Genomic DNA, 22,880 nt, shown 5'->3' with positions numbered 1-22,880 from the left:
GCAGTTAACGACGCTGACGCACCGCTTCATACAAGCAGACGCCCGTCGCCACAGACACATTCAAGCTCGACACACTGCCCGCCATCGGGATCCGGATCAGCTCATCACAGGTTTCACGGGTCAAACGACGCATGCCATCTCCTTCTGCGCCCATCACTAAGGCGAGCGGCCCCACCAATTTGGTGTCATAGACATCATGATCGGCTTCACCCGCGGTGCCCACAAACCACACGCCCTGCTCTTTGAGCGCACGCATGGTACGCGCTAAGTTGGTCACGCGCACCAAAGGCACCACTTCAGCCGCGCCACAGGCCACTTTTCGTGCTGTGGCATTGAGCTGGGCTGATTTATCTTTCGGGACAATCACCGCACTCACTCCCGCCGCATCGGCGGTACGCAGGCAAGCGCCTAAGTTGTGTGGGTCGGTGACACCATCAAGCACCAGCAGCAATGGATTCTCGGTATTGGCGAGGATCACTTCTAGGTCATTCTCGTTGTACTGACGGCCTGGCTTTACACGGGCCACAATCCCTTGGTGCGAGGCACCTTGAGTTTTATCATCCAAGGCCTTGCGACCCACTTGCTGAATGCTAACCCCCAACATTGCGATCTCATTCAGCACCGGTACCAAGCGCTCGTCTTGACGGCCTTTTAAAACCATCACCTCGATAAACCGAGAAGGGTCTGTTGCTAGAATCGCTTTAACGGCATGAATGCCATAGATAACTTCATTACTCATGATTTACTTCTTTTTCTGACCCGCTTTGGCTTTTTGTTTCTTCGCCTTTTTCTTACGTGCTTTTTCCGCTGGCGATTTCACTTTACTGTTCTTGCCTTTTTTATCCGCAGGCGCCTTATCAGCGTCAACATTGGGCACCGCGCCGCGTTTAAGCTGTTGGCGAACAGAGGTTCGCTCACGGCGTGCTTGCGGATCTTTATTCGACTCCGCACGGCCTTTTTTGCGTTTATCGCGTTCGGTTTTACCCGGGCGACGTGCTTTGCGCTCAGAGCCTACCAGTTCAAAGTCAATTTGTCGCTCATCCAGGTTCACGGCTAATACTTTGACGGTCACTTGGTCGCCGAGTCGGAATACGCGGCCTGATCCTTCGCCTACTAGGCGTTGGCCCACCATATCAAAGCGATAGTAGTCGTTATCGAGGTTAGAAATATGCACCAAACCATCGATATGTAGCTCATTGAGGCGAACAAAGAAGCCAAAACCGGTGACGTTGGCAATCACACCTTCCAGTTCATCACCCACATGATCTTGCATGTACTCGCATTTGAGCCAGTCCGCGACATCACGAGTCGCATCGTCGGCACGGCGCTCGGTTTTTGAGCACTGCTCGCCGAGCACATCCATATCATCAAACGAGTAGTGGTAGCCACCGGTCGGGGTCCAACGGTCTTGGTTTTTACCCGCTTGTTTGGCAATCAAGTATTTGAGTGCACGGTGCAACAGCAAATCCGGATAACGACGGATGGGCGAGGTAAAGTGCGCGTATTGCTTGAGCGCCAAACCAAAGTGTCCTTGGTTATCCGCTTGATACACCGCTTGCTTCATCGAGCGTAGCAGCATGGTTTGAATCAGTTCACTGTCAGCACGACCATGCACCACATGCATCAGTGCCGCGTAGTCTTTCGGCGTCGGCTCAAGCCCACCGTTCAGGCTCAACCCTAGCTCCCCTAAGAAGTCTTTAAAGCCACTGAGGCGCTCTTCACCCGGCGCTTCGTGAACACGATACAATGCAGGCTCTTTGTGCTTTTCGACAAAGCGCGCAGAAGCGACGTTGGCCAGGATCATACATTCTTCGATAATCTTATGCGCGTCGTTACGCTCCACCGGCACAATGCGATCGATTTTACGTTGCGCGTTAAAGATAAACTGGGTTTCCACCGTCTCAAACTCAATCGCACCGCGTTGTTGGCGCGCACCACTGAGCACCTTATACATATCGTGCAAGGTTTCTAAATGCGGCACCAGTGAACGATAGCGCTCACGCAGCTCCTCATCACCTTCCAGGATATGGGACACCTTGGTGTAGGTGAGACGGGCATGAGAATTCATCACCGCTTCATAGTGCTTGTAGCCCGATAGCGCGCCAGAGTCCGAAATCGTCATTTCACAGACCATACACAGACGATCAACCTGTGGATTGAGCGAACATAGGCCGTTGGACAGCACTTCCGGTAACATGGGCACCACTTGGTTGGGGAAGTACACCGAGTTACCACGATTTTGCGCTTCTTTATCCAAGGCAGATTGAGGGCGAACATAGTGGCTCACGTCCGCAATCGCCACCCATAAGCGCCAGCCGCCTGAACGTTTACGCTCGCAATACACCGCATCATCGAAGTCGCGGGCATCTTCGCCGTCGATGGTCACCAGCGGCAAATCGCGCAGATCGACACGCCCCTCTTTGGCTTTTTCCGGCACCTCTTCACTCAAGCTTTTCACTTGCTTAAGCACAGCATCCGGCCATTGATGGGGAATATCGTGGGTGCGCATCGCGATTTCGATCTCCATGCCCGGCGCCATATTTTCGCCCAGCACTTCAACAATTTTACCCACTGGATTGGTTTGGCGTGTGGGACGTTGCATGATTTCAACCACTACTACGTTACCCATGCGCGCGCCTTGGGTATGATCTTTATCGATCACGATGTCTTGACCTAAGCGGCTATCATCCGGCACCACAAAACCCATGCCATCTTCAACAAAGTAGCGGCCGACAATCTGACCCTGACGCGCTTCCAGAACACGGACGACTCGTGCTTCTTTGCGGCCACGCTTATCCGTGCCCACGCCTTGCGCCAAAATCATATCGCCGTGCATCACGCTCCGCATTTGATGATGAGGCAATACCCAGTCATCATGATTGCCTTTCCCTTCAGGGCGCAAAAAGCCAAACCCATCACGGTGACCAATCACAGTCCCTTTGATTAAATCGAGTCGCTCAGGCAAGGCATAACATTTACGCCGAGTAAACACGAGCTGCCCATCGCGCTCCATTGCACGCAGGCGTCGACGCAAACCTTCATACTGCTCATCGCCTTCCAAACCGAGATGTGTAAACAGATTATCGCGGCTCACTGGCGCCTTAAAGCTTCGGATCACTTCCAGCAAGTGCTCACGGCTGGGGACCGGATTTTCATATTTTTCAGCTTCACGGGCCTGGTGTGGATCGGCAGCGATGCTGTTTTGAGAGTTATTTGTCGAACCTGTGTCTTGCGACATAGACCTTTTCCTATTGGCGTATGTTAATTTCATTATATCTGTTAACTGTCGCGAATGCGCCGCGATGATCGCAGTTTGACGTTTTGTTTCAGCGCCTTGCTTGTAGGCAACGAGAGGAACATGGCGAACTGGCCATATCAAATCAGATTGGGAACAGATGAGTGTTGGGAGTATAGCGGATTTAGACGATAAAATCGCCTGCTGTCAGGTCAAGGCCGTTACCAGTAACTGGTGCGTCTTTTGGCCCGAGCAATAATGTTTTGTGGCATTCGCGCCTCGAGCGCTGATCGCAGCTGGGCAATGCGGTTACGGGTACGAGAATCAGCCGTGATGGTTTGATATAACCAGCGATACGCATCTTCATAATCGAGCGGCGAGCCCACGTCATCCACCAGCAATTCAGCCAGCTGTATCCGAGCACGCGTGTGACCTAAAGAAGCGGCCTCGCGTAGATAGGGAATGGCGCGACGTTGATCTTGTTGTACTAAGGTGCCAGTAACGTAATAGCGTCCTAGCTGCTCCAATGCGGCAGGTAACCCTTGTTGTGCCGCTTGTTCCATATAATACACACCCAGTTCGGCATCTTGCTCGACACACACCCCCCAGGCCAGCATATCGCCATATAAAAACTCATAGGCGGGTGACCCGACACGGGTAGCGCGTGCTTCAATATCTTGTACCAACTGGCATTCGTCTTGTTTGACACGCTCAAGATGTGAATTGGTCTCGAATAACGCGATCAGTTCACTTTCCTCATACAAAGGCACAGCAGCCCCGACGTCTGCTTTAGCCGTTGCTGTTGTTAGTAAAAGTGAAAAAATCAGCGTCCGAAACTTCATGCCTACTCGCTATTCAACCAAGGAACCCAACAGCAACGCGCACGTTCGCCGTGTGCTTTTTTGTATCGGCACCATGCATACTGACTTTAGCAAAGGCGGCAAGTTTTTTCCGCTTTGGCGCGATCTGGCTTCCAATACAGTCGATTAACCATAAAAAAGGCCAGCGTTAAACGCTGGCCTTTATGGCTCATCTCAGCTCAAGCATTAGCAATCAAAAGGATGAACTTTAATAATGGTTTCATTACGATCAGGACCCGTTGAAATCAAGTCAATCGGCACGCCGGTCAAGGTTTCAATGCGCTGGATATAATCAAGCGCGGCCTGCGGCAGCTCATCAAGCGATTTCACCCCAAAGGTATTTTCGCTCCAACCTGGCATGGTTTCGTAAATAGGCTCGATGTTTTCGTACGCATCGGCGGCCAATGGTGATACCTCAACGGTGGAACCGTCTACCATCTTGTAACCCGTACAGATCTTGATTTCTTCCAAGCCATCCATGACGTCCAGCTTGGTTAAGCAGAAACCCGATACAGAGTTAATCTGCACAGCGCGACGCATCGCTACCGCATCAAACCAACCACAACGACGTTTACGACCTGTCGTCGCACCAAACTCCGCACCTTTGGTTCCTAGGTGCATACCAATCTCATCATCCAGTTCAGTGGGGAATGGACCTGCACCGACACGGGTGCAGTAGGCTTTCGCAATACCCAATACATAGCCAAGATGACGAGGACCAAAGCCAGAGCCTGCCGCCACACCACCAGCCGTGGTGTTTGATGACGTGACATAGGGATACGTGCCATGATCGATATCTAACAAGGTTCCCTGCGCGCCTTCAAACATGATTTTATCATCACGTTTACGTGCATCGTCCAACTCTTGTGTTACATCAATAACCATACCGGTCAGGATGTCAGCTTGCTCCATTACCTTCGCTAAGGTTTCTTCATAGCTTACGGGTTCGACCTTGTAGAAGTGCTCAAGCTGGAAGTTATGGAGTTCCATTACTTCTTTCAGCTTTTCAGCAAAGGCTTCTTTATCGAATAGATCCCCAACACGTAAACCACGGCGAGCCACCTTGTCTTCGTACGCAGGTCCAATACCACGCCCTGTCGTACCAATGGCTTTTTTGCCAAGCGCTTGTTCACGCGCGGCATCTAACGCGATGTGATAAGGCAGGATAAGCGGACAAGCTTCTGACAGGAATAGGCGCTCACGCACAGGAACACCACGTGCTTCCAGCTCACCCATTTCTTTCAGCAGAGCATCAGGAGACAGCACCACACCGTTGCCAATAATGCATTTAACGTTGTTGCGGAGGATACCAGAAGGAATCAAGTGTAGGACGGTCTTTTCACCGTCAATGACAAGAGTATGACCTGCGTTGTGACCGCCTTGATAGCGAACCACGTATTTTGCATCTTCAGTCAAAAGATCAACGATCTTTCCCTTACCTTCGTCACCCCATTGGGTGCCGAGAACGACTACGTTATTACCCATCTTCTTCGATATGCAGCTAGTTAAAAAAGGATTCTAGCACCTTAAAAAATCGGTTGCAGTTATTTTTTAACCGTATTGCCATTTTCAACGACCCTCGACGTGCTAACACCTCGTTATTGGCCTCGTGTACACAGCAGGATCTAAGCCAATAGGTGGTAGGCCAGAACCCCTCCAATCACCACGAGGCAGCCCCCTATGCGACGTAATTGAGAGTCTGGCTGCTGGCTGAGCTCGGTCACCATCTGTCGCCACTGTTTTGGAAATAGCATAGGCCCTAATCCCTCAACAACAAGCACAAGCGCAAGGGCGCCCCATAAGATATTCATTTGTGTTATCCCCTCCCTACATAAGGCCAGAAGGTAGCCTTTTAGTGCATAAAAAAAGACAAGGCCAAAGCCTTGTCTTTATCCGTTTTACAAGCGCCGAGCGTTACTGGTTAATCACATCGGGCTGCTTCATATATTTGAAGAAGTCACTTTTTGGATCAACAATCAGCATATCGCTCTTACTGTCAAAGCTCTTACGATAGGCTTGCAGCGAGCGCACAAAGCTGTAGAACTCGGGCTCTTTCTTGAAAGCACTCGCGAATAGCTTCGCCACTTCAGCGTCTGCTTCACCACGCGTTATACGCGCTTGACGCTCTGCTTTAGACAAGATAGTGGCCACTTCCAGCTCTGCTTGGGCGCGAATGATTTCAGCTTGCTCTCGGCCTTGCGCACGGTGGCGGCGGGCCACGGCTTCACGCTCAGCACGCATACGGGCATAAATCGATTCACTGATCTCGCTAGGTAAGTTGATACGCTTGATACGCAAGTCAATCAACTCAATCCCTAAGTCGCGAGAGCCTTCGCTGGCAGCGCGCTCAAGGACACTTTTCATCACTTGATCACGCTTTTCAGACACAATCTCTTTGATGGTCTTGTTACCAATTTCGGCACGGAGGCCATCGGCGACACGACGTTGCAACAGAGATTCAGCCGTTAGTTTATTACCGCCACCTGTGGAGAGGTAATACTGGCCAAAGTCTTTAATTCGCCACTTCACATAAGAGTCAATAATGACGTCTTTTTTCTCAGCGGTGACAAAGCGATCCGCGCGGTCATCCATGGTTTGAATGCGTGCATCTAATGTCTTCACACGGTCAAACAACGGCAGTTTGAAGTGCAAGCCTGGCTGATAAATTTTGGCAATATCATTATCCGCCTTTAGGACGCGTCCAAAGCGGATCACAATGCTGCGTTCACCTTCACTCACCACGAAGATCGACATCAAAAAGATCACGACCGCTAAGACTATAACCGGGATCATCATCTTACGCATGCTTAGTATCTCCCTTCACGTGATGAATCAGAGCGCGGCGCCGATTCTTGCTGCTTAGGCTGTGCGCTTTGTTCAAGCTCAATACCATACTGGCTGCTCGACGTTTCTTTACGCTGATTAGGCCCGACGGCTGCGCCTCCCATCAGTTTATCCAGAGGGAGATACAAGAGGTTGCTGTTTCCGCTTTGCGAATCCACCATGACCTTGCTCGTATTGCTGTACACTTCTTCCATTGTCTGAATATACAGACGGTTACGTGTTACACGTGGCGCTTCACGATATTCAGGCAACAGCTTTTCAAATTGAGACACTTCACCTTGCGCTTCGTTAACCGTACGCTCTTTATAACCTAATGCGGCTTTTTTCAGCGTTTCTGCACGACCCGTCGCTTTCGGCAACACATCGTTACGATACGCTTCCGCTTCACGGATAAAGCGGGCCTCATCCTCACGCGCTGCAATCGCATCATCAAAGGCATCTTTCACCTGTTCAGGTGGACGTGCGTACTGGAAGTTCACGTCAACCACCAACAAGCCCATATTGTACTTGTCAATGATCTGGTTCAGCTCAACTTGTGTCCGCTCACGCACTTCTTGACGACCACGGGTGATGATATCGTCCATCAATGAGTCACCCACAACGGCACGCAACGCTGAGTCAGTCGCTTGACGTAAGCTGTCATCGGCATTGGTCACGCTATAAAGATACTGTTGTGGATCCATGACACGGTACTGAACATCCATCTCAACGTTCACTACGTTCTCGTCTTTGGTCAACATTAGGCCCGAACTGTTTAACGAACGAATCGACTCCACATCCACGGTGCTAACGGTATCGACAAAAGTCGGTTTCCAGTTAAGACCTGGCTGAACGATACGATCATATTGACCGAACCGAAGTACCACACCACGCTGGGCTTCGCCAATGGTATAAAATCCTGAAATACCCCACACGATGACACCGATAAGCGCTAGAACACCTAGCCCTGCCATGCCGCCACCAAACGATGGGCCTTTGCCTTTACGGCCGCCAAAGCCACCCAATTTGCGGCTTAGTTTATTAAACAATTCATCAAGATCCGGTGGCCCTTGATTACTACGGCCACCACGATTCCCCCAGGGGTCTTTGTCGGGACCGCCATTGTTTCCTGGCTCATTCCACGCCATTCGCGCACTCCATCAAATTGATCTGACGATAATTTTTTACTCTAGCAGCCTATTCACTGACGATAAAGTCGCCAAGTTGGTTGCCTTCTCTTTTTTCTAATCGATACCAGTCTGTTTGTGGCAGCCTGACATCGACCAACAGATGCCCATCATCTTGATACTCTTCACTGATAACGCATCGCATCTGGTGAAATTTACTTTGCATCCGGCCGGCCATGGTGGGCGGCAACCGTAACTGATGCCGTACCATGGTTCCTGCTAAACGCTCGGTAAGGGCTTCAAATATAAGCGCGATGCCTTGACCAGACAGCGCCGAGACCCACACTGCTTTCGGGACGCCCTCTTCGTCTCGTTCAATACGAGGCTCAGCCTGATCTAGACTATCTATCTTGTTCATTATAAGTAGACGAGGCACTTCAGCTGCCTCAATCTCTTCGAGTACGCTGTCAACAGCGGCAATATTGTCACTCAACCGATCATCACTGGCATCAACCACATGTAACAATAAGCTCGCTTCTTGCGTTTCTTGCAGTGTCGCTTTAAATGCCGCGACCAAGTCATGCGGCAAGTGGCGAATAAACCCAACCGTATCAGCTAAAATCGCGGTACCAACATCTTCGACTTCAATCCGACGCAACGTGGGATCGAGTGTGGCAAACAGCTGATCAGCCGCATAAACACCGGCTTCGGTAATACGGTTAAACAACGTAGATTTCCCCGCATTGGTATACCCAACCAACGAGATAGTCGGCACTTCGGCACGCGCACGTGCTCGACGACCTTGCTCACGCTGTTTCGCCACTTTTTCTAACCGGCGCAAAATCGCTTTTACCCGATCACGCAATAATCGACGATCCGTTTCTAACTGGGTTTCCCCCGGACCCCGCAAGCCAATCCCACCTTTTTGACGCTCAAGGTGAGTCCAGCCACGTACCAGCCGCGTAGAAAGGTGGCGCAACTGTGCCAGCTCAACCTGCAACTTACCTTCGTGGGTGCGGGCGCGCTGAGCGAATATATCGAGAATGAGCCCAGTACGGTCTAACACTCGACATTTAAATCGCTGCTCCAGATTACGCTCCTGGGCGGCGGATAAAGTGTGATTAAAAATCACAATATCAGCGCCCACTTGCTGCACGGTGTCTGCAATTTCTTGGGCTTTTCCCTCTCCAACAAAATACTTCGGGTGAGGGGACTGACGGCTGCCGACAACAACTTGCAAGGCATCGACACCCGAGGATGACACCAGCATTTGAAACTCGCTGAGATCATCCCACTCGCCATCATGGGTAAAATTGATATGAACGAGTACAGCCTGTTCACCGGCCTCGTAACGGTCAAACAAGCGAAAGACTCCTTAGCAATTGAATGCTCACTCCTCAGGTTTTTCTTGCTGACGGTCGCCCTGTGGACGCTCTCCAGCCCCTTGGTTATTGTTGTGGTGGCTCACAGCTCGTGCCGGCACAACGGTAGAAATGGCATGCTTGTACACCATTTGGTTCACCGTGTTTTTCAGCAGGATCACAAACTGATCAAACGATTCGATTTGGCCTTGCAACTTAATACCATTTACCAAGTAAATGGAAACAGGAATGCGCTCACGACGTAACGCGTTCAGGAATGGGTCTTGTAATGATTGCCCCTTAGCCATTATTTCTTTTCCTTATTTGTTTGTAATTGTAGTCAATGTCGCGGTTAAGCAGCGTCCTTGTCAGTGACAGTATACATTAAGTTTCCGTCCCTGCCGCCAACGCTTTTGTCACCGTTTGTAAAGATAGCAACGGTGTGTCGCTATCAAGCCACGTCACATTTTCCCAGCCGCGAAGCCAAGTAATCTGACGTTTGGCTAACTGGCGCGTCGCGCAAATCCCACGGTAAACGGCTTCATCATGGGTACAACGTCCGGCCAAATAATCCCACATCTGGCGATACCCAACGCACCGAATAGACGGAAGATCTGGATGCAAATCTTCTCGCTCGTACAGCGCGCGTACCTCCTTTTCAAAACCCGCTTCGATCATTTTATCGAATCGGCGCTCGATGCGGTGATGCAATTCACCTCGATCCTGAGGCGCTATTGCAAATTGGTGTACCTGATACGGCAAAGGTTCACCTTTTTTTTCCGTCAATGTGGTCAGCGTTTGTCCACTGATGCGATACACCTCAAGGGCGCGCAAAATACGCTGCGGATCATTAGGGTGGATCCGCGCGCCCGCAACCGGATCAATGTGGCATAACTGCTGATGTAATGCCTCCCAACCGTGTTGCTTCGCCTCTTTTTCTATCGCCTCACGGACATCAGGATCTGCACTCGGTAACGGTGATAACCCTTCTAGCAATGCTTTAAAATACAACATGGTGCCGCCAACCAACAGCGGGATCTTGCCATTCGACACGATCTTATCCATTTCTGTGAGGGCGTCTTCACGAAAGTCTGCCGCCGAGTAAGCTTGCGATGGATCGCGAATATCAATCAAACGATGTGGCGCCTGCGCCAATTCGTCAGCGGTTGGTTTGGCGGTACCAATATCCATGCCTCGATAAATTAATGCCGAATCGACACTGATAATGTCAACCGGCATGGTGTTGCGTAATGCAATGGCCAGATCCGTTTTCCCGGAGGCGGTTGGCCCCATCAAAAAAATGGCCTTGGGCAGCGGATTAGTCATGTTGTAATGCTTCTATCACTGAGGTCAAATCGAGCCGTTTAAAGTAGCGCTGACGCCCTTGCTCTAACGCCTCGCTTTGCCAATATTGTTCAATATCCGATACGGTCTGCACCGCCTGCGCAAGGCTGACTGGATCCGATGCTACTGTCAACTGCTTTGCCAGCCAACTCCATAAACTCGCACTGTGATCCTCGTGGGATTGCTCGGGATCTAACGTACTCAAAAAGTGGAGTAATGCCGGAATAAAGGCTTGCAAGTTATGTTGCCGTAATGGCTGACACACAGACATCACCATTAATTGCTGCCCTTTAACCCGAAGGTGAATACCGAACTGCCCCAACAATGCCTGATAGTGGCTGACAAATTCACACTCAGAGGAGGAGGCCGATAAGCGCTGTGGGATCAATAAAGGCTGAGTGACTAATCCCTCGCTCAAGGCGGGCTGTAACGCGCCTCGGTGACGCCAATTTTCAAGCGCATAATAGTCCGCCAACCACACACCTTCCTGCCAGGCCATCAATATATAGTGTTGCTCCACTACGGATAAAACTTTCCCTAACCCAGTTTGAGCGTTTGCCGTCTTCGTTGGCGCAGAGCAAATACTGGTTTCAACCTTTGAAGACGCTGGATCACTGATCGTGTTAGGCTCAGACTGCTGAGGCGTCATTAACGCTTGATAAGCTTGTGTCGCTTGTTTGGAAGGCACGCTAGAATGCGCGGGACGCGGCTCCCGCCCTGAGTGTGAACACACTGGGGGTTGCTGCTTACCTGGATAGTCTGGGAACGCATCCATCGCTTGCTGGTAGGGGGTTGCCGTTGCAACGGCCGATGCACGAGGCTGATATGAGACGGTCTCTCGCACTTCTCCGGTTTCAGGGTTAACCGTATTGTCTATCGTTGATTGCGATTGTTGCAGCCCGTCATAGATCGCTTGATAAATAAAGTCGTGCACTAAGCGTGCTTGATGAAAACGGACTTCATGCTTCGCAGGATGCACATTGACATCGACTTGATGAGGGTCGACATCTATATAAAGCACAAATGCCGCGTACTGATCATGCGCGAGGCTTTGTTCATAGCCTTGTCGAATAGCATGATTGATCAATTTATCTTTCATCATCCGCTGATTGACAAAGCAATGCTGCATATCATTTTGCTGTCGAGCACCATCAGGTGTACAAATCCAACCTCTAAGGGCCATATCATGGTGAGTCAGATCAATCCTCAGAGCATGATCGACAAACTTTTGTCCACAAACCGCTTTAAGGCGACGTAGCGGGTCGCCATTGTCGGGCACCCGCCGATATTGCCGGATCGGTGTACCGTTATGACGAAGGTTGATGGTGATATCAAACCGACTTAAAGCAATACGTCGTAACAATTCATCAATATGGCTAAACTCGGTTTTATCCGTACGCAAGAATTTGCGCCGTGCTGGGGTATTGAAAAATAAGTCCACCACTTCCACGGTACAACCCACCGGATGCGCAGCGGGTTTAACATTCACTGCCATATCGCGCCCTTCCGCAAATGCTGACCACGCTTCTGGCTGTTCAGCTGGGCGAGAGGTGATCGTTAGGCGCGAGACTGAACTGACACTGGCCAGTGCTTCACCACGAAAGCCTAAGCTCATGATCGCTTCTAAATCATCTAGGCAGTGGATCTTTGACGTAGCATGGCGGCTTAAAGCTAGCTGCAGATCCGCTTTGCTGATCCCGCTACCATTATCACGGACGCGGATCAGCTTGCTGCCGCCTTTTTCAATATCGATATCAATGCGGGTCGCGCCAGCGTCAATACTGTTTTCCACCAGCTCTTTGACCACAGACGCCGGTCGCTCAACCACTTCGCCTGCTGCTATCTGGTTGGCGAGTCGAGCGGGTAGTATCTCAATCGCCATATTAGCTTCCTGGAATAATCAAGGTTTGTCCGACCGCCAGTGTATCCGAACGTAACGCATTGGCACGACGAAGGCTCTCAATGGTTACGCCATAGTTACTGGCAATCTTGCCAAGGTACTCACCGCGTTTCACTTTGTGCTTAATCGCCGGTGACGTCGCACCTGGTACTTTGAGTTTTTGCCCCACCCTGAGCGTATCCGACGTCAGGTTGTTTGCCTGACGAAGGGTTGAAATTGAGACTTGATATTGATCGGCAATTTTGCCGAGAAATTCGCCACGACTCACGGTGTGAGTCAGGGTACGTGTTGATGAGGTGTCGGCTTTACCCGCTAACTTCGCCACATCAACGTTTGGAATCGACAACACTTGGCCAACATGCAAGGTATTAGAGGTTAAGCCGTTCGCAGACTTTATTGCCGCCACTGAGCTTTGATATTGCTTGGCAATCACAGAGAGAGATTGGCCAGCACGCACCTTGTGTTTCACCCCGTTTTTGCGCGCAGCAAACAAGGTGCCGTCAGGAGGAAAACGTTCAAAATAATTGCGGATACCATGATAAATCGCATTCGCTAAACGACGCTGGTGATCTCGCTGGAATAAAAGCCGCTCTTCTTGCGGGTTGGAGATAAAGCCCGTTTCCACCAACAAAGAGGGGATATCAGGGGATTTTAGTACGGCAAGACTCGCATGTTCAGGGCTCGATTTGTGTAATTTAGTGACTTTACCGAGCTCCTTCAATACCCGTGTTGCCACATTAAAGCCTTCTTTTTGCGAATTACTGAACTGCAAGTCCAATACCGCACGGCTTAAGTATTCATCTTCGTTGTTTTGCCCCAACAAAGAGCCACCGCCTAATAAATTAGATTGCTCTTCATGTTTTTCAATCCAACGACCGATTTCACTGTTGGCTCGGCGGCGAGATAACACCCATACCGAAGCCCCACGTGGTTGCGGTTTATGGAAGCCATCAGCATGAATCGACACCAATAGGTGTGCTTTATGCTTGCGCGCAATCTCTGAGCGCTGGTTCAAATCAACAAAATAATCGCCTGTCCGAGTCAAGACCGCACGCATCCCAGGCACGGCATTCACTCGCGACGCCGCCTGCTTCGCAATCGCCAGAGTGACATATTTTTCAAATTTGCGACTCGGTCCAACCGCCCCAGGATCATTCCCCCCATGGCCCGCATCAATTGCAACCACGATATCTTCGGTCCCAAACGGCAATGCCGCCACGGTTTCACGCCGCTTCTTTTCCGCCACCGAGAGCTCAGGCTGATTTTTATCCACCTTTTTAGGATGGGGTAGGTCAACCACCAAACGGTGGCCATATTCCCCCCCCGGTTCAAGGGAGAAAATATGTGGTTTGGCACTGTCTTTTAATTCAAAAACCAGGCGGTAGGTTGATGTCTCAGGCGGACTACTTTTGCGGATTTTGGTGAGAATGTCGCTGCCTTTAACCCGCTTTGGTAAGCGCATGGCTAGCTGACTTTGCTTAACATCCACCACCAGCCTATCTGGACGGGTTAAAGAGAAATAGCTAAATTCAGCCTGTTCAGACAGATCAACCACAACACGGGTTTCATTGGGCGCTGGCCATACCCGAATATTTTCAATTTTATTGGCCCAACTTGTTGCACTCAACAAACTGGCGATCATCAAGACGCAAAGTCGCTGCCACATCATGCTAGTCTTCCCATTCTAGACGGTCGATAATTGTCATCCCAACGTCGGTATTTGCGTCAATGACCAATTCGCGCTGCTCACCATCATAGCGCAGGGTAATATCAAGGTCGGCATACGGTAACCATCCCTCCCCTTTTTCTGGCCATTCAATTAAACAAAGCGCCTGTTCATTAAAGTAATCTCGGATCCCCATAAACTCCAATTCTTCCGGATCAGCAAGGCGGTAGAGATCGAAATGATACACTTGCCAAGGGGTCAGCTGGTACGGCTCGACCAAGGTGTACGTGGGGCTTTTGACGTTACCGGCATGTCCCATGGCTTGGACAAAACCACGGCAGAAGGTAGTTTTGCCTGCGCCAAGATCACCATGTAAATAACAGGTGGTGCTTTGTGTACAAGCACGGGCCAGTGCCGCGCCGAAGGCCACCGTGCGATCCGCATCGGCCAACTGGGTGATAAAAGTCTGGGTCATACTACTTACGGATCTCGTCTCTTATGGTTATTTAATCCACTAACTGCTGCAAATGGGGTAATAAATCGCTTGCTAGCAAGCCTCGCTCTCCCGCACGGGCTGCGTGATCACCCGCTTTTCCGTGAAGATAACAGCCTAGCGCGGCAGCCGAGAACAAATCTACGCCTTGCGCGAGCAAGCTAGCGATCACGCCTGATAAGATATCGCCCATACCGCCGGACGCCATACCAGGGTTGCCAACATTTGCAACAGCATAATTTGTGCCATCATATACGATCGTTCCCGCACCTTTAAGTACAGCAACGCCACCATAACGCGTTTGTATCGCTTTGACGGCAGCAAAGCGGTCGAGTTCCACATCGTCGACATCGCAGCCTAATAAGCGAGCTGCCTCACCGGGGTGCGGAGTGAGGATCCAATCATCACGCTGTTGCGGCTGGCGAGCCAATTTATTCAATCCATCCGCATCAATCACCTTGGGGCGCCGTGACGCGATAGCAATTTTCCATAACGCCTCCGACCAAGCACTATTACCCAGTCCAGGTCCAATGACTAGGTGAGTGGCCCACGATAGTGCTTCACTCAATGACTGCCCGGGCGCCCAGCTTTGTGTCATGAGTTCAGGCTGGCGAGTGACTAACATCAGCGTATGATCTTTTTGTGTCACCACTTTGACAAGCCCCGCACCAGTGCGCAACGCTGCTTGAGCCGAGAGTGTAATCGCCCCAGCCATGCCATGATCTCCTCCTAAACACAGTACTCGACCAAACAGCCCTTTATGCGCACTGCGTGATCGGGTAGGTAAGTATTGATCATTAATATCATCGCGAATTAACTGTCCGGCCGGTTCAGATTGGCGCGCAAAGGCCGTTGCAACATTGAGACCAGCAAAGATAAGCTCTCCTCGATGGGCAACGGCTTGGCCGGTTAACAAGCCTTGTTTCAGCGCGATCAAGGTCACAGTAATATCTGCATTGACCGCGACACCTTTTACATAGCCACTGTTAGCGCAAAGCCCTGATGGTATATCGACGGCCACAATAGGCACCTGAGATTGATTCACTGCGGTTATCGCTTCGGCAACGTCGCCCTCGACCGTACGCGATAATCCGGTTCCCAAAATGGCATCCACAATAACATCAAATTGCGCTACCACAGGCTGGCTCTTAGTGTAATCCCCGCCACAATCTGTCCACTCTTGCCATGCTGTTGCAGCATCACCACTGAGCTTGTTGGGGTCTACTAACGACCATACTGTGACATTTAAACCGGACGATTTTGCCAATCGAGCAATCACATATCCATCACCTGCATTATTCCCAGCCCCACAGACAATCAGTAAGCGTGCCACATTAGGGTAATACTGATTAATACTGTCAAAAACCGCTTGCCCCGCTCTCAGCATGAGTTGATACATGGGGATGTTTAGTGTCTGCGCGACCGCCTGTTCGCCTTCACGAACTTGCTCTGCACGATAGAAACTCTGTGGTAAACTTGTCGCCATCAAACGCCTCCATTTGATTTACTGCACCACCTAAGGCCTCAGGATCTACCGCTATGTCGCAACCCACGCCCGATGCATCCATTGATTTCGACCAATTAGCCCAACGTATCAAGCAATGGGGACAAGCGCTAGGCTTCCAGCATGTGGGGATCACGGATGTTGATCTCAAACAACATGAAGCGCAATTGCAGCGCTGGATCGACAACGGCTATCACGGCGAGATGGATTGGATGGAACGACATGGCATGATGCGCGCACGTCCCCACGAACTGCTTCCCGGTACCGTGCGGGTGATAAGCGTACGCATGAACTACTTGCCGCCCGAGGCTGGGTTCGCTAAAACCCTAGCCAATCCTAAACTGGGTTATGTAAGCCGTTATTCATTAGGGCGTGACTACCATAAATTAATCCGCAACCGATTGAAAAAGCTGGGTCAGCAAATCGAAGCCGAAGTTGGTCCCTATGGCTATCGCCCTTTTGTCGACTCGGCACCGATCCTAGAACGTCCGTTGGCAGAGAAAGCGGGGTTGGGATGGACAGGGAAACACTCATTGATCCTTAACGAAGACACCGGATCCTGGTTTTTCCTCGGCGAGCTGTTGGTTGATCTTCCTCTCCCGATCGACACCCCGGTCGACAATCAGTGCGGTAAGTGTGTCGCTTGCATGACAAGTTGCCCCACTCAGGCGATCGTCGCAGAAGGCGTCGTCGATGCCCGACGCTGTATTTCCTACCTCACGATTGAATATGATGGCGTTATTCCGATGGAGTTCCGTCATGCCATCGGTAATCGTATTTATGGTTGTGACGATTGTCAGCTAGTCTGCCCATTTAACCGCGAAGCAGAAATCACGCTAGAGTCTGATTTTCAATGTCGCCCGAGCCTTGAGCAACAATCGCTCACTACCCTTTTTGATTGGGATGAGGACACCTTTTTATCTCTGACTCAAGGATCGGCAATTCGTCGTATTGGGATCAAAAAATGGCGACGCAACCTTGCTATCGCGATGGGTAACGCGCCTTATGATGAAAATATCGTCACCAGCTTGAAAGCCCGGCAGGGGGAGGATGCGCTAGTTGATGAGCATATAGAGTGGGCGCTCAAGGAACAGAAGAATAAGCAGCAACGTATCAATATCGAACCCTTACCCACGGGCACACGTCGCCTCGTTCGCATCATTGAAAAAGGCTTACCCCGCGACGCCTAACCCACCGTAATGCCAGAAAGATGACGGTATTCACATAATGTGGAAAACTGTTACGCAACACTTATTTATGGTGCGCTTTTTGATAGTTAAACACACTGGTGGTGTATTAAGCGAGCAAGATCACGATAGTGAATAACACTGTGGAAAAGCATTAGTTAACCTGGATAAAATCTCTTAATTCACTCTAAATTACAGCAAGTTAGAGGAGAAATGTATTTATCTTTAGTGTACAACATTAACACTGTGCCTGATGATAAGATCACCAGCCTGAGGGACTGTAAAGAATTCATTAACCAAGTTATCCACAAATCGTTTTTTGTGGATAAGTCTGTGCAGTAATCCATAAAAATGCGCTAGCACGCCGCTTTTAAGGACAGGACGCGAAAGATAGATTTGCTACTACGAATGATGCTTCACAGCATTAAAGACAGCGCTAAATGTAACGCTACACTTGTGGTTAACCAAGTGATTGGAGCGACACACGGGGTTCGAACCCGTGACCTCGACCTTGGCAAGGTCGCGCTCTACCAGCTGAGCTAGTGTCGCTTATACCGAATTGTAATCTGGAGCGACATACGAGGTTCGAACTCGTGACCTCAACCTTGGCAAGGTTGCGCTCTACCAGCTGAGCTAATGTCGCATCATCGATGCATTTTACCGATTTAAATTGGAGCGACACACGAGGTTCGAACTCGTGACCTCGACCTTGGCAAGGTCGCGCTCTACCAGCTGAGCTAGTGTCGCATAGATCAATCAGATCATCATCTGATCGTTCATTAAACTGGAGCGACATACGAGGTTCGAACTCGTGACCTCAACCTTGGCAAGGTTGCGCTCTACCAGCTGAGCTAATGTCGCTTTCAACAGACGTTTCACGTCGTCAGGGCTGCGAATTATACGAAGAAAAAACCGGCTTGCAAGTGCTGGTAAGCAAAATTTCGGTTTTTTCTTCCAATCGCTCAAAAGAGCACCAGATCGATGAAAGTAAAATCAGATCGTTAGGATCCTCTCGCGATAGAATTGCAATTCTGCAATTGATTCACGGATATCGTCAAGCGCCAAGTGCGTCCCTCGCTTAGAGAAACCGTCTAGCACCTCCGGCTTCCAACGACGTGTCAGCTCTTTCAAGGTGCTAACATCCACGGTGCGGTAGTGAAAGTAACGTTCAAGCGCTGCCATATGACGATAAAGAAAACGGCGATCTTGTCCTACACTGTTACCACAAATCGGTGATGCGCCCGCCGGGACCCATTGCGATAAAAATGCGATGGTTTGATCGATTGCATCTTGCTCGTTGATTTCGCTTTGTTGTACCCGGTCAACCAAGCCTGATTGGGTATGGGTTCGCGTACACCAATCATCCATTTTATTGAGTTCATCTTGCGGCTGATGTATTGCCAATACCGGCCCTTCAGCCAATATATTCAGCTGCGCATCCGTCACAATCGTTGCTATCTCAATGATCTTATGGGCTTCAGGATCGAGCCCTGTCATTTCGAGATCGATCCAGATTAAATTGTTTTCACTGAACGCCATTGAACTTGCCTTTTTTATGGGTAAACCATGTATCATACTGTGCTTGATATGAAAGCCAACTTAACCGATAAGAGTCAACGTGGCAAAAAAGAAAAAGCTTACCAAAGGCCAACTACGGCGGGTTCGATCCAACCAACAGCGTCGGATCAAACAGCAAGATAATGACGTGCAATGGGAAGATTCTGCCCTAGACGCCTCACGTGAAGGCCGTGTTATCACTCGGTTTGGACAACATGCCGACATAGAAGATCCACAAACTGGTGAAATACATCGGTGTAATCTTCGTCGTTCTGTCCATAGCCTCGTAACGGGCGACCGCGTGGTATGGCGTCCTGGCAAAGAAGCCTTAGCCGGCTTTGCTGGTGTCGTTGAAGCGGTGCATGAACGTGACTCTGTCCTTACGCGCCCGGACTATTACGACGGCGTTAAACCGGTTGCCGCAAACATTGATCAAGTTGTGATCGTAGCGGCAATTTTACCCGAGTTATCACTCAATATTATTGACCGATACTTGATCGCTTGCGAGGTACTTAATATTTCGCCACTGATCGTCGTCAACAAAGTAGACCTCCTTGATGACGAAGGGCGAGAAATGGTTGACGATCTTCTCGATATCTATCGAGACATTGGTTATCCCCTCGTGATGGTAAGTGCCGATTCTGGCGAAGGTATGTCAGCGTTGGTACAGCACTTGGATCAACATGTCAGCGTCTTTGTAGGTCAATCAGGAGTGGGTAAGTCAAGCTTGGTCAATACCTTGCTCCCCGATGTTCATGCACACACATACCAAGTTTCAGAGAACTCAGGGCTGGGCCAGCATACGACCACCGCCGCACGCTTATACCATTTCGATCAGGGGGGAGATTTGATTGACTCGCCTGGGGTACGAGAGTTTGGTCTATGGCACTTAGAGCCGGAACAAATTGCTAATGGCTTTGTCGAATTTCGTGATTACTTAGGCGGGTGTAAGTTCCGTGACTGCAAACACGGCGATGACCCAGGCTGCCTGGTACGCCAAGCTGTTGAAGAAGAGCATATCAGTGTCGAGCGATTTGACAGTTATCACCGCATTATTGAAAGCATGAAAGAAGCAAAAGACAACCGACAGTTCTCCCGCAACAAGCAACATTGATTGGCTGTCGATTCAATCACAGATTCGCTACACTGCGCAGCAGCAATAACGCGCATTTAAAAGCGTATTCAGAACTCTATAACTTGTCAGGACTACATTGTGCGAGACGATTTAAAAGTCGGGCTGCAATATATTGCGCCGAAACACGCTCTAACCCGAGTCATGGGCAAACTCGCTAGCTTAAAAGGTGGCTGGCTCACGACGTCGGTCATTAAGTGGTTTATCAAAAAATATCACGTCGATATGAGCGAAGCGAAAGTGAGCGATCCCAACTACTATCGTACCTTCAATGACTTTTTTGTCCGTGAGCTAAAGCCCGCACTTCGCCCTATTGAAGGCGATAGCAATACTTTGGTCTATCCGGCAGATGCCTGTGTGAGCCAAGCTGGACGTATCAACCAAGGGCGGTTAATCCAAGCCAAGGGACACAGCTTTTCATTGACTGAACTCGTCGGGGGCGATGACGCTCTCGCCAGCCAATTTAACGATGGAGACTTTGCAACCTTATACCTCTCTCCGCGTGACTATCACCGTGTGCACATGCCGTGCGAAGGTGTGCTTCGTGAGATGGTTTATATTCCTGGCGATCTGTTTTCGGTTAATCCACTCACCGCAGAGAACGTCCCGAATTTATTCGCACGCAATGAGCGCGTAGTTTGTGTGTTTGATACTGACTTTGGACCGATGGTGCAAATTTTGGTGGGCGCAACCATTGTCGGTAGCATAGAAACGACTTGGGCAGGTACAGTCACTCCGCCCACCGGTGGTAGTATACGTCGCTGGCACTATTCTCGCGAAGGCGAACAAGCGATTTGTTTTGCGCAAGGCGATGAAATGGGCCGTTTCAAACTGGGCTCTACCGTGATTAATCTCTTCCCGAAAGGGATACTTCGCTTCGACGATCAGGTCGCCCCCGGGGAAGTCACACAAGTAGGGCAACCTTATGCCCATCGTCAGTCGTAATCGCTAAAAATTGTGAGATAAGGGGCATTTGTGCCCCTTTTTTATATCGAAATTCGGAGATTTTTCCCGTTAATCAAGCCGCAGGCCTCGTATTATTGGTGGTATTCCATCACCGATAACGCGCCTGTCCGCTTTCAACAGCAAAGACGTGACGTTATCGCCCACTAATGACGAAGGAGCGTATTTGTGGTTAATGCTCGTTGTATCAAACTGCTCGTCGCACTCGGGTTACCGCTGTTATTGCTATTCATGCCGACCACTTGGTTACCTATCGCCAACCTCACCATTGTTCAACACCGTTTATTGGCGATCTTTTTAATGGCCGCTTTGCTGTGGGTACTCGAGCCGGTTCCCGTTTTTTCCACGTCCTTATTGATCATCACACTGCAGCTGGTGATGATTTCAGATAAAGGCTTACACTGGTTTCGCGGTATCACCCCGCATCACCCTCGCGGAGAATTAATCCCCTACACCGATATCTTGAGCGCGTTTTCTTCACCTATCATCATCCTATTTATGGGTGGGTTTTCATTAGCCATTGCCGCGTCGAAATATGAACTCGATATCAACCTCGCCCGCGTATTGCTTAAACCCTTTGGCCAACACCCAAAGTTCATCATGCTAGGGTTGATGTTGATCACCGCAGTGTTTTCAATGTTCATGTCAAATACCGCTACCACGGTGATGATGCTAGCCTTATTAGCTCCCATTGTGAGTGTCTTACCTAAAGGCGACCCATTAATTAAGGCCTTAGTGCTTTGTATCCCAGTGGCCGCGAACACAGGCGGGATTGCGACTCCCATCGGCACGCCCCCTAACGCGATCGCCTTACAGTATTTGACGGGGGAATATAAAGTCTCTTTTTTAGACTGGATGAAGATGGGCCTGCCCTTCGTGGTCATACAGCTCACCTTTGCCTGGTGGCTACTGCAACGATTGTTTCGTAGCCAGCATACTCGTGTACAGCTCGCGTTAGAGGGCAGCTTCCTACAAAGCTGGCAGGCCTATACGGTCTACATCACCTTCGCTCTAACCATTGCTTTATGGCTCACGACGGGGGTACATGGCATGAACACCTATGTTGTTGCCGTGATCCCACTGGCCATATTTACTCTGACTGGAATTATCGGTAAGCCAGAGCTCAAACAGATCAATTGGGATGTGTTATGGCTTGTTGCGGGTGGGATCGCCATGGGCATCGCACTCGACCAAACCGGCCTTGCCGCAGCGCTAGCCCACGCGGTGGATTACAGCGTGCTAAACGCCATGACGGTACTGGTCACCTTGTCGGTTATTTGCTGGTTAATGGCCAACTTTATGTCTAATACTGCAACCGCGAACTTGTTAATGCCGATTGCCGCCGCGATTGCATCCTCAATGCCTGCATTAGTGAGTATCGGTGGTATGCAAGGCTTATTGATCGTGGTCGCATTTTCCGCTTCTCTCGGCATGATCTTACCCGTATCGACCCCACCCAATTCTCTCGCCTACTCAACCGGCTTTATCAATACTCAGGACTTAGTCAAAGTGGGGGTCGTTTTAGGGATGAGTGGGCTGGGCCTAGTCTATGGCGCTGTCGGCTTACTAACGTGACATGCGTTTAATATTTGAGAAATAAAATCAATCTATCAGCCCCATATTCAATCAGTTGATATTTTTCATCGGTTAAAAATGGGATAACACCGGTAATACATTGCGTTAAAGAGCCCGAGCGTAAACAACCTCTTTAAAATTATTTATCACTCT

Annotated in this window: 19 protein-coding genes and 4 tRNA genes; 4 read left to right on the top strand and 19 right to left on the bottom strand. The window is 50.1% G+C overall.

Annotated elements, in window-relative coordinates; translation table 11 throughout:
• Positions 1-4: 4 nt before the first annotated feature.
• The 14 genes from rlmB to BUQ98_RS12265 form a co-directional block, all read right to left on the bottom strand.
• Positions 5-739: a 23S rRNA (guanosine(2251)-2'-O)-methyltransferase RlmB gene (gene rlmB / locus BUQ98_RS12330; RefSeq protein WP_074214082.1), complete on the bottom strand. Its 735-nt coding sequence runs from the start codon at positions 737-739 to the stop codon at positions 5-7.
• Between the two features lie 3 nt (positions 740-742).
• Complete coding sequence (rnr, locus tag BUQ98_RS12325) at positions 743-3,238, bottom strand: ribonuclease R (RefSeq protein WP_074214081.1); 2,496 nt, start codon at positions 3,236-3,238, stop codon at positions 743-745.
• A gap of 218 nt (positions 3,239-3,456) precedes the next feature.
• On the bottom strand, positions 3,457-4,077 hold the full coding sequence (locus BUQ98_RS12320) for a flagellar protein MotX (protein ID WP_074214080.1): 621 nt from the start codon (positions 4,075-4,077) through the stop codon (positions 3,457-3,459).
• A 204-nt stretch (positions 4,078-4,281) separates the two neighbouring features.
• Complete coding sequence (locus BUQ98_RS12315) at positions 4,282-5,580, bottom strand: adenylosuccinate synthase (RefSeq protein ID WP_074214079.1); 1,299 nt, start codon at positions 5,578-5,580, stop codon at positions 4,282-4,284.
• A gap of 140 nt (positions 5,581-5,720) precedes the next feature.
• Positions 5,721-5,906 (bottom strand): DUF2065 domain-containing protein, encoded by a 186-nt coding sequence (locus BUQ98_RS12310; protein WP_074214078.1) that lies wholly within the window; start codon positions 5,904-5,906, stop codon positions 5,721-5,723.
• 103 nt (positions 5,907-6,009) lie between these two features.
• Positions 6,010-6,900 carry a protease modulator HflC gene (gene hflC / locus BUQ98_RS12305; protein WP_074214077.1) on the bottom strand — a complete coding sequence of 297 codons (891 nt, stop codon included), beginning with the start codon at positions 6,898-6,900 and terminating at the stop codon, positions 6,010-6,012.
• Between the two features lie 2 nt (positions 6,901-6,902).
• On the bottom strand, positions 6,903-8,066 hold the full coding sequence (gene hflK, locus BUQ98_RS12300; RefSeq protein ID WP_074214076.1) for an FtsH protease activity modulator HflK: 1,164 nt from the start codon (positions 8,064-8,066) through the stop codon (positions 6,903-6,905).
• 49 nt (positions 8,067-8,115) lie between these two features.
• Entirely contained in the window at positions 8,116-9,408 is a 1,293-nt protein-coding gene (gene hflX, locus BUQ98_RS12295; RefSeq protein WP_074214075.1) for a ribosome rescue GTPase HflX, read from the bottom strand.
• A gap of 27 nt (positions 9,409-9,435) precedes the next feature.
• Positions 9,436-9,714 carry an RNA chaperone Hfq gene (hfq, locus tag BUQ98_RS12290; protein WP_021023479.1) on the bottom strand — a complete coding sequence of 93 codons (279 nt, stop codon included), beginning with the start codon at positions 9,712-9,714 and terminating at the stop codon, positions 9,436-9,438.
• Positions 9,715-9,790: 76 nt separating this feature from the next.
• Complete coding sequence (gene miaA, locus BUQ98_RS12285) at positions 9,791-10,732, bottom strand: tRNA (adenosine(37)-N6)-dimethylallyltransferase MiaA (RefSeq protein ID WP_074214074.1); 942 nt, start codon at positions 10,730-10,732, stop codon at positions 9,791-9,793.
• Positions 10,725-12,632: a DNA mismatch repair endonuclease MutL gene (gene mutL, locus BUQ98_RS12280; protein ID WP_074214073.1), complete on the bottom strand. Its 1,908-nt coding sequence runs from the start codon at positions 12,630-12,632 to the stop codon at positions 10,725-10,727. The genes miaA and mutL overlap by 8 nt, the downstream gene beginning before the upstream one ends.
• Before the next feature lies 1 nt (position 12,633).
• Positions 12,634-14,319, bottom strand: coding sequence for a LysM peptidoglycan-binding domain-containing protein (locus BUQ98_RS12275; protein ID WP_074214072.1), 1,686 nt, complete (start codon positions 14,317-14,319; stop codon positions 12,634-12,636).
• Between the two features lies 1 nt (position 14,320).
• A complete protein-coding gene (tsaE, locus tag BUQ98_RS12270) occupies positions 14,321-14,791 on the bottom strand; it encodes a tRNA (adenosine(37)-N6)-threonylcarbamoyltransferase complex ATPase subunit type 1 TsaE (protein ID WP_074214071.1) in 471 nt (156 codons plus the stop codon).
• Positions 14,792-14,822: 31 nt separating this feature from the next.
• The gene (locus tag BUQ98_RS12265; RefSeq protein WP_074214070.1) at positions 14,823-16,295 is read right to left on the bottom strand and encodes a bifunctional ADP-dependent NAD(P)H-hydrate dehydratase/NAD(P)H-hydrate epimerase; all 1,473 of its coding nucleotides are present in this window, start codon (positions 16,293-16,295) and stop codon (positions 14,823-14,825) included.
• Between the two features lie 80 nt (positions 16,296-16,375).
• Here BUQ98_RS12265 and queG point away from each other — a divergent pair, with 80 nt between their 5' ends.
• Positions 16,376-17,503, top strand: coding sequence for a tRNA epoxyqueuosine(34) reductase QueG (gene queG, locus BUQ98_RS12260; RefSeq protein WP_139294754.1), 1,128 nt, complete (start codon positions 16,376-16,378; stop codon positions 17,501-17,503).
• Between the two features lie 470 nt (positions 17,504-17,973).
• Here the strand turns inward: queG and BUQ98_RS12255 are convergent.
• The 5 genes from BUQ98_RS12255 to orn form a co-directional block, all read right to left on the bottom strand.
• A tRNA-Gly gene (locus tag BUQ98_RS12255) sits at positions 17,974-18,049 on the bottom strand.
• Positions 18,050-18,067: 18 nt separating this feature from the next.
• Positions 18,068-18,143, bottom strand: a tRNA-Gly gene (locus BUQ98_RS12250).
• 28 nt (positions 18,144-18,171) lie between these two features.
• Positions 18,172-18,247 (bottom strand) — tRNA-Gly (locus tag BUQ98_RS12245).
• A 38-nt stretch (positions 18,248-18,285) separates the two neighbouring features.
• Positions 18,286-18,361: transfer RNA gene (locus BUQ98_RS12240), tRNA-Gly, on the bottom strand.
• A 132-nt stretch (positions 18,362-18,493) separates the two neighbouring features.
• Positions 18,494-19,039, bottom strand: coding sequence for an oligoribonuclease (gene orn / locus BUQ98_RS12235; protein ID WP_074214068.1), 546 nt, complete (start codon positions 19,037-19,039; stop codon positions 18,494-18,496).
• Positions 19,040-19,118: 79 nt separating this feature from the next.
• Between orn and rsgA the strand changes: the two genes are divergently transcribed.
• The 3 genes from rsgA to BUQ98_RS12220 all read left to right on the top strand — a co-directional run bounded on the left by rsgA (position 19,119) and on the right by BUQ98_RS12220 (position 22,727).
• The gene (gene rsgA / locus BUQ98_RS12230) at positions 19,119-20,171 is read left to right on the top strand and encodes a small ribosomal subunit biogenesis GTPase RsgA (RefSeq protein ID WP_074214067.1); all 1,053 of its coding nucleotides are present in this window, start codon (positions 19,119-19,121) and stop codon (positions 20,169-20,171) included.
• Positions 20,172-20,333: 162 nt separating this feature from the next.
• Positions 20,334-21,134 (top strand): archaetidylserine decarboxylase, encoded by an 801-nt coding sequence (asd, locus tag BUQ98_RS12225; protein WP_371515120.1) that lies wholly within the window; start codon positions 20,334-20,336, stop codon positions 21,132-21,134.
• A gap of 186 nt (positions 21,135-21,320) precedes the next feature.
• Positions 21,321-22,727 (top strand): SLC13 family permease, encoded by a 1,407-nt coding sequence (locus tag BUQ98_RS12220; RefSeq protein WP_074214065.1) that lies wholly within the window; start codon positions 21,321-21,323, stop codon positions 22,725-22,727.
• The last annotated feature ends 153 nt before the right edge of the window (positions 22,728-22,880 follow it).

The organism is Salinivibrio sp. ES.052 (genome assembly GCF_900141775.1).
Classification (GTDB): domain Bacteria; phylum Pseudomonadota; class Gammaproteobacteria; order Enterobacterales; family Vibrionaceae; genus Salinivibrio.
This window is presented reverse-complemented; position numbering and strand designations above follow the sequence as displayed.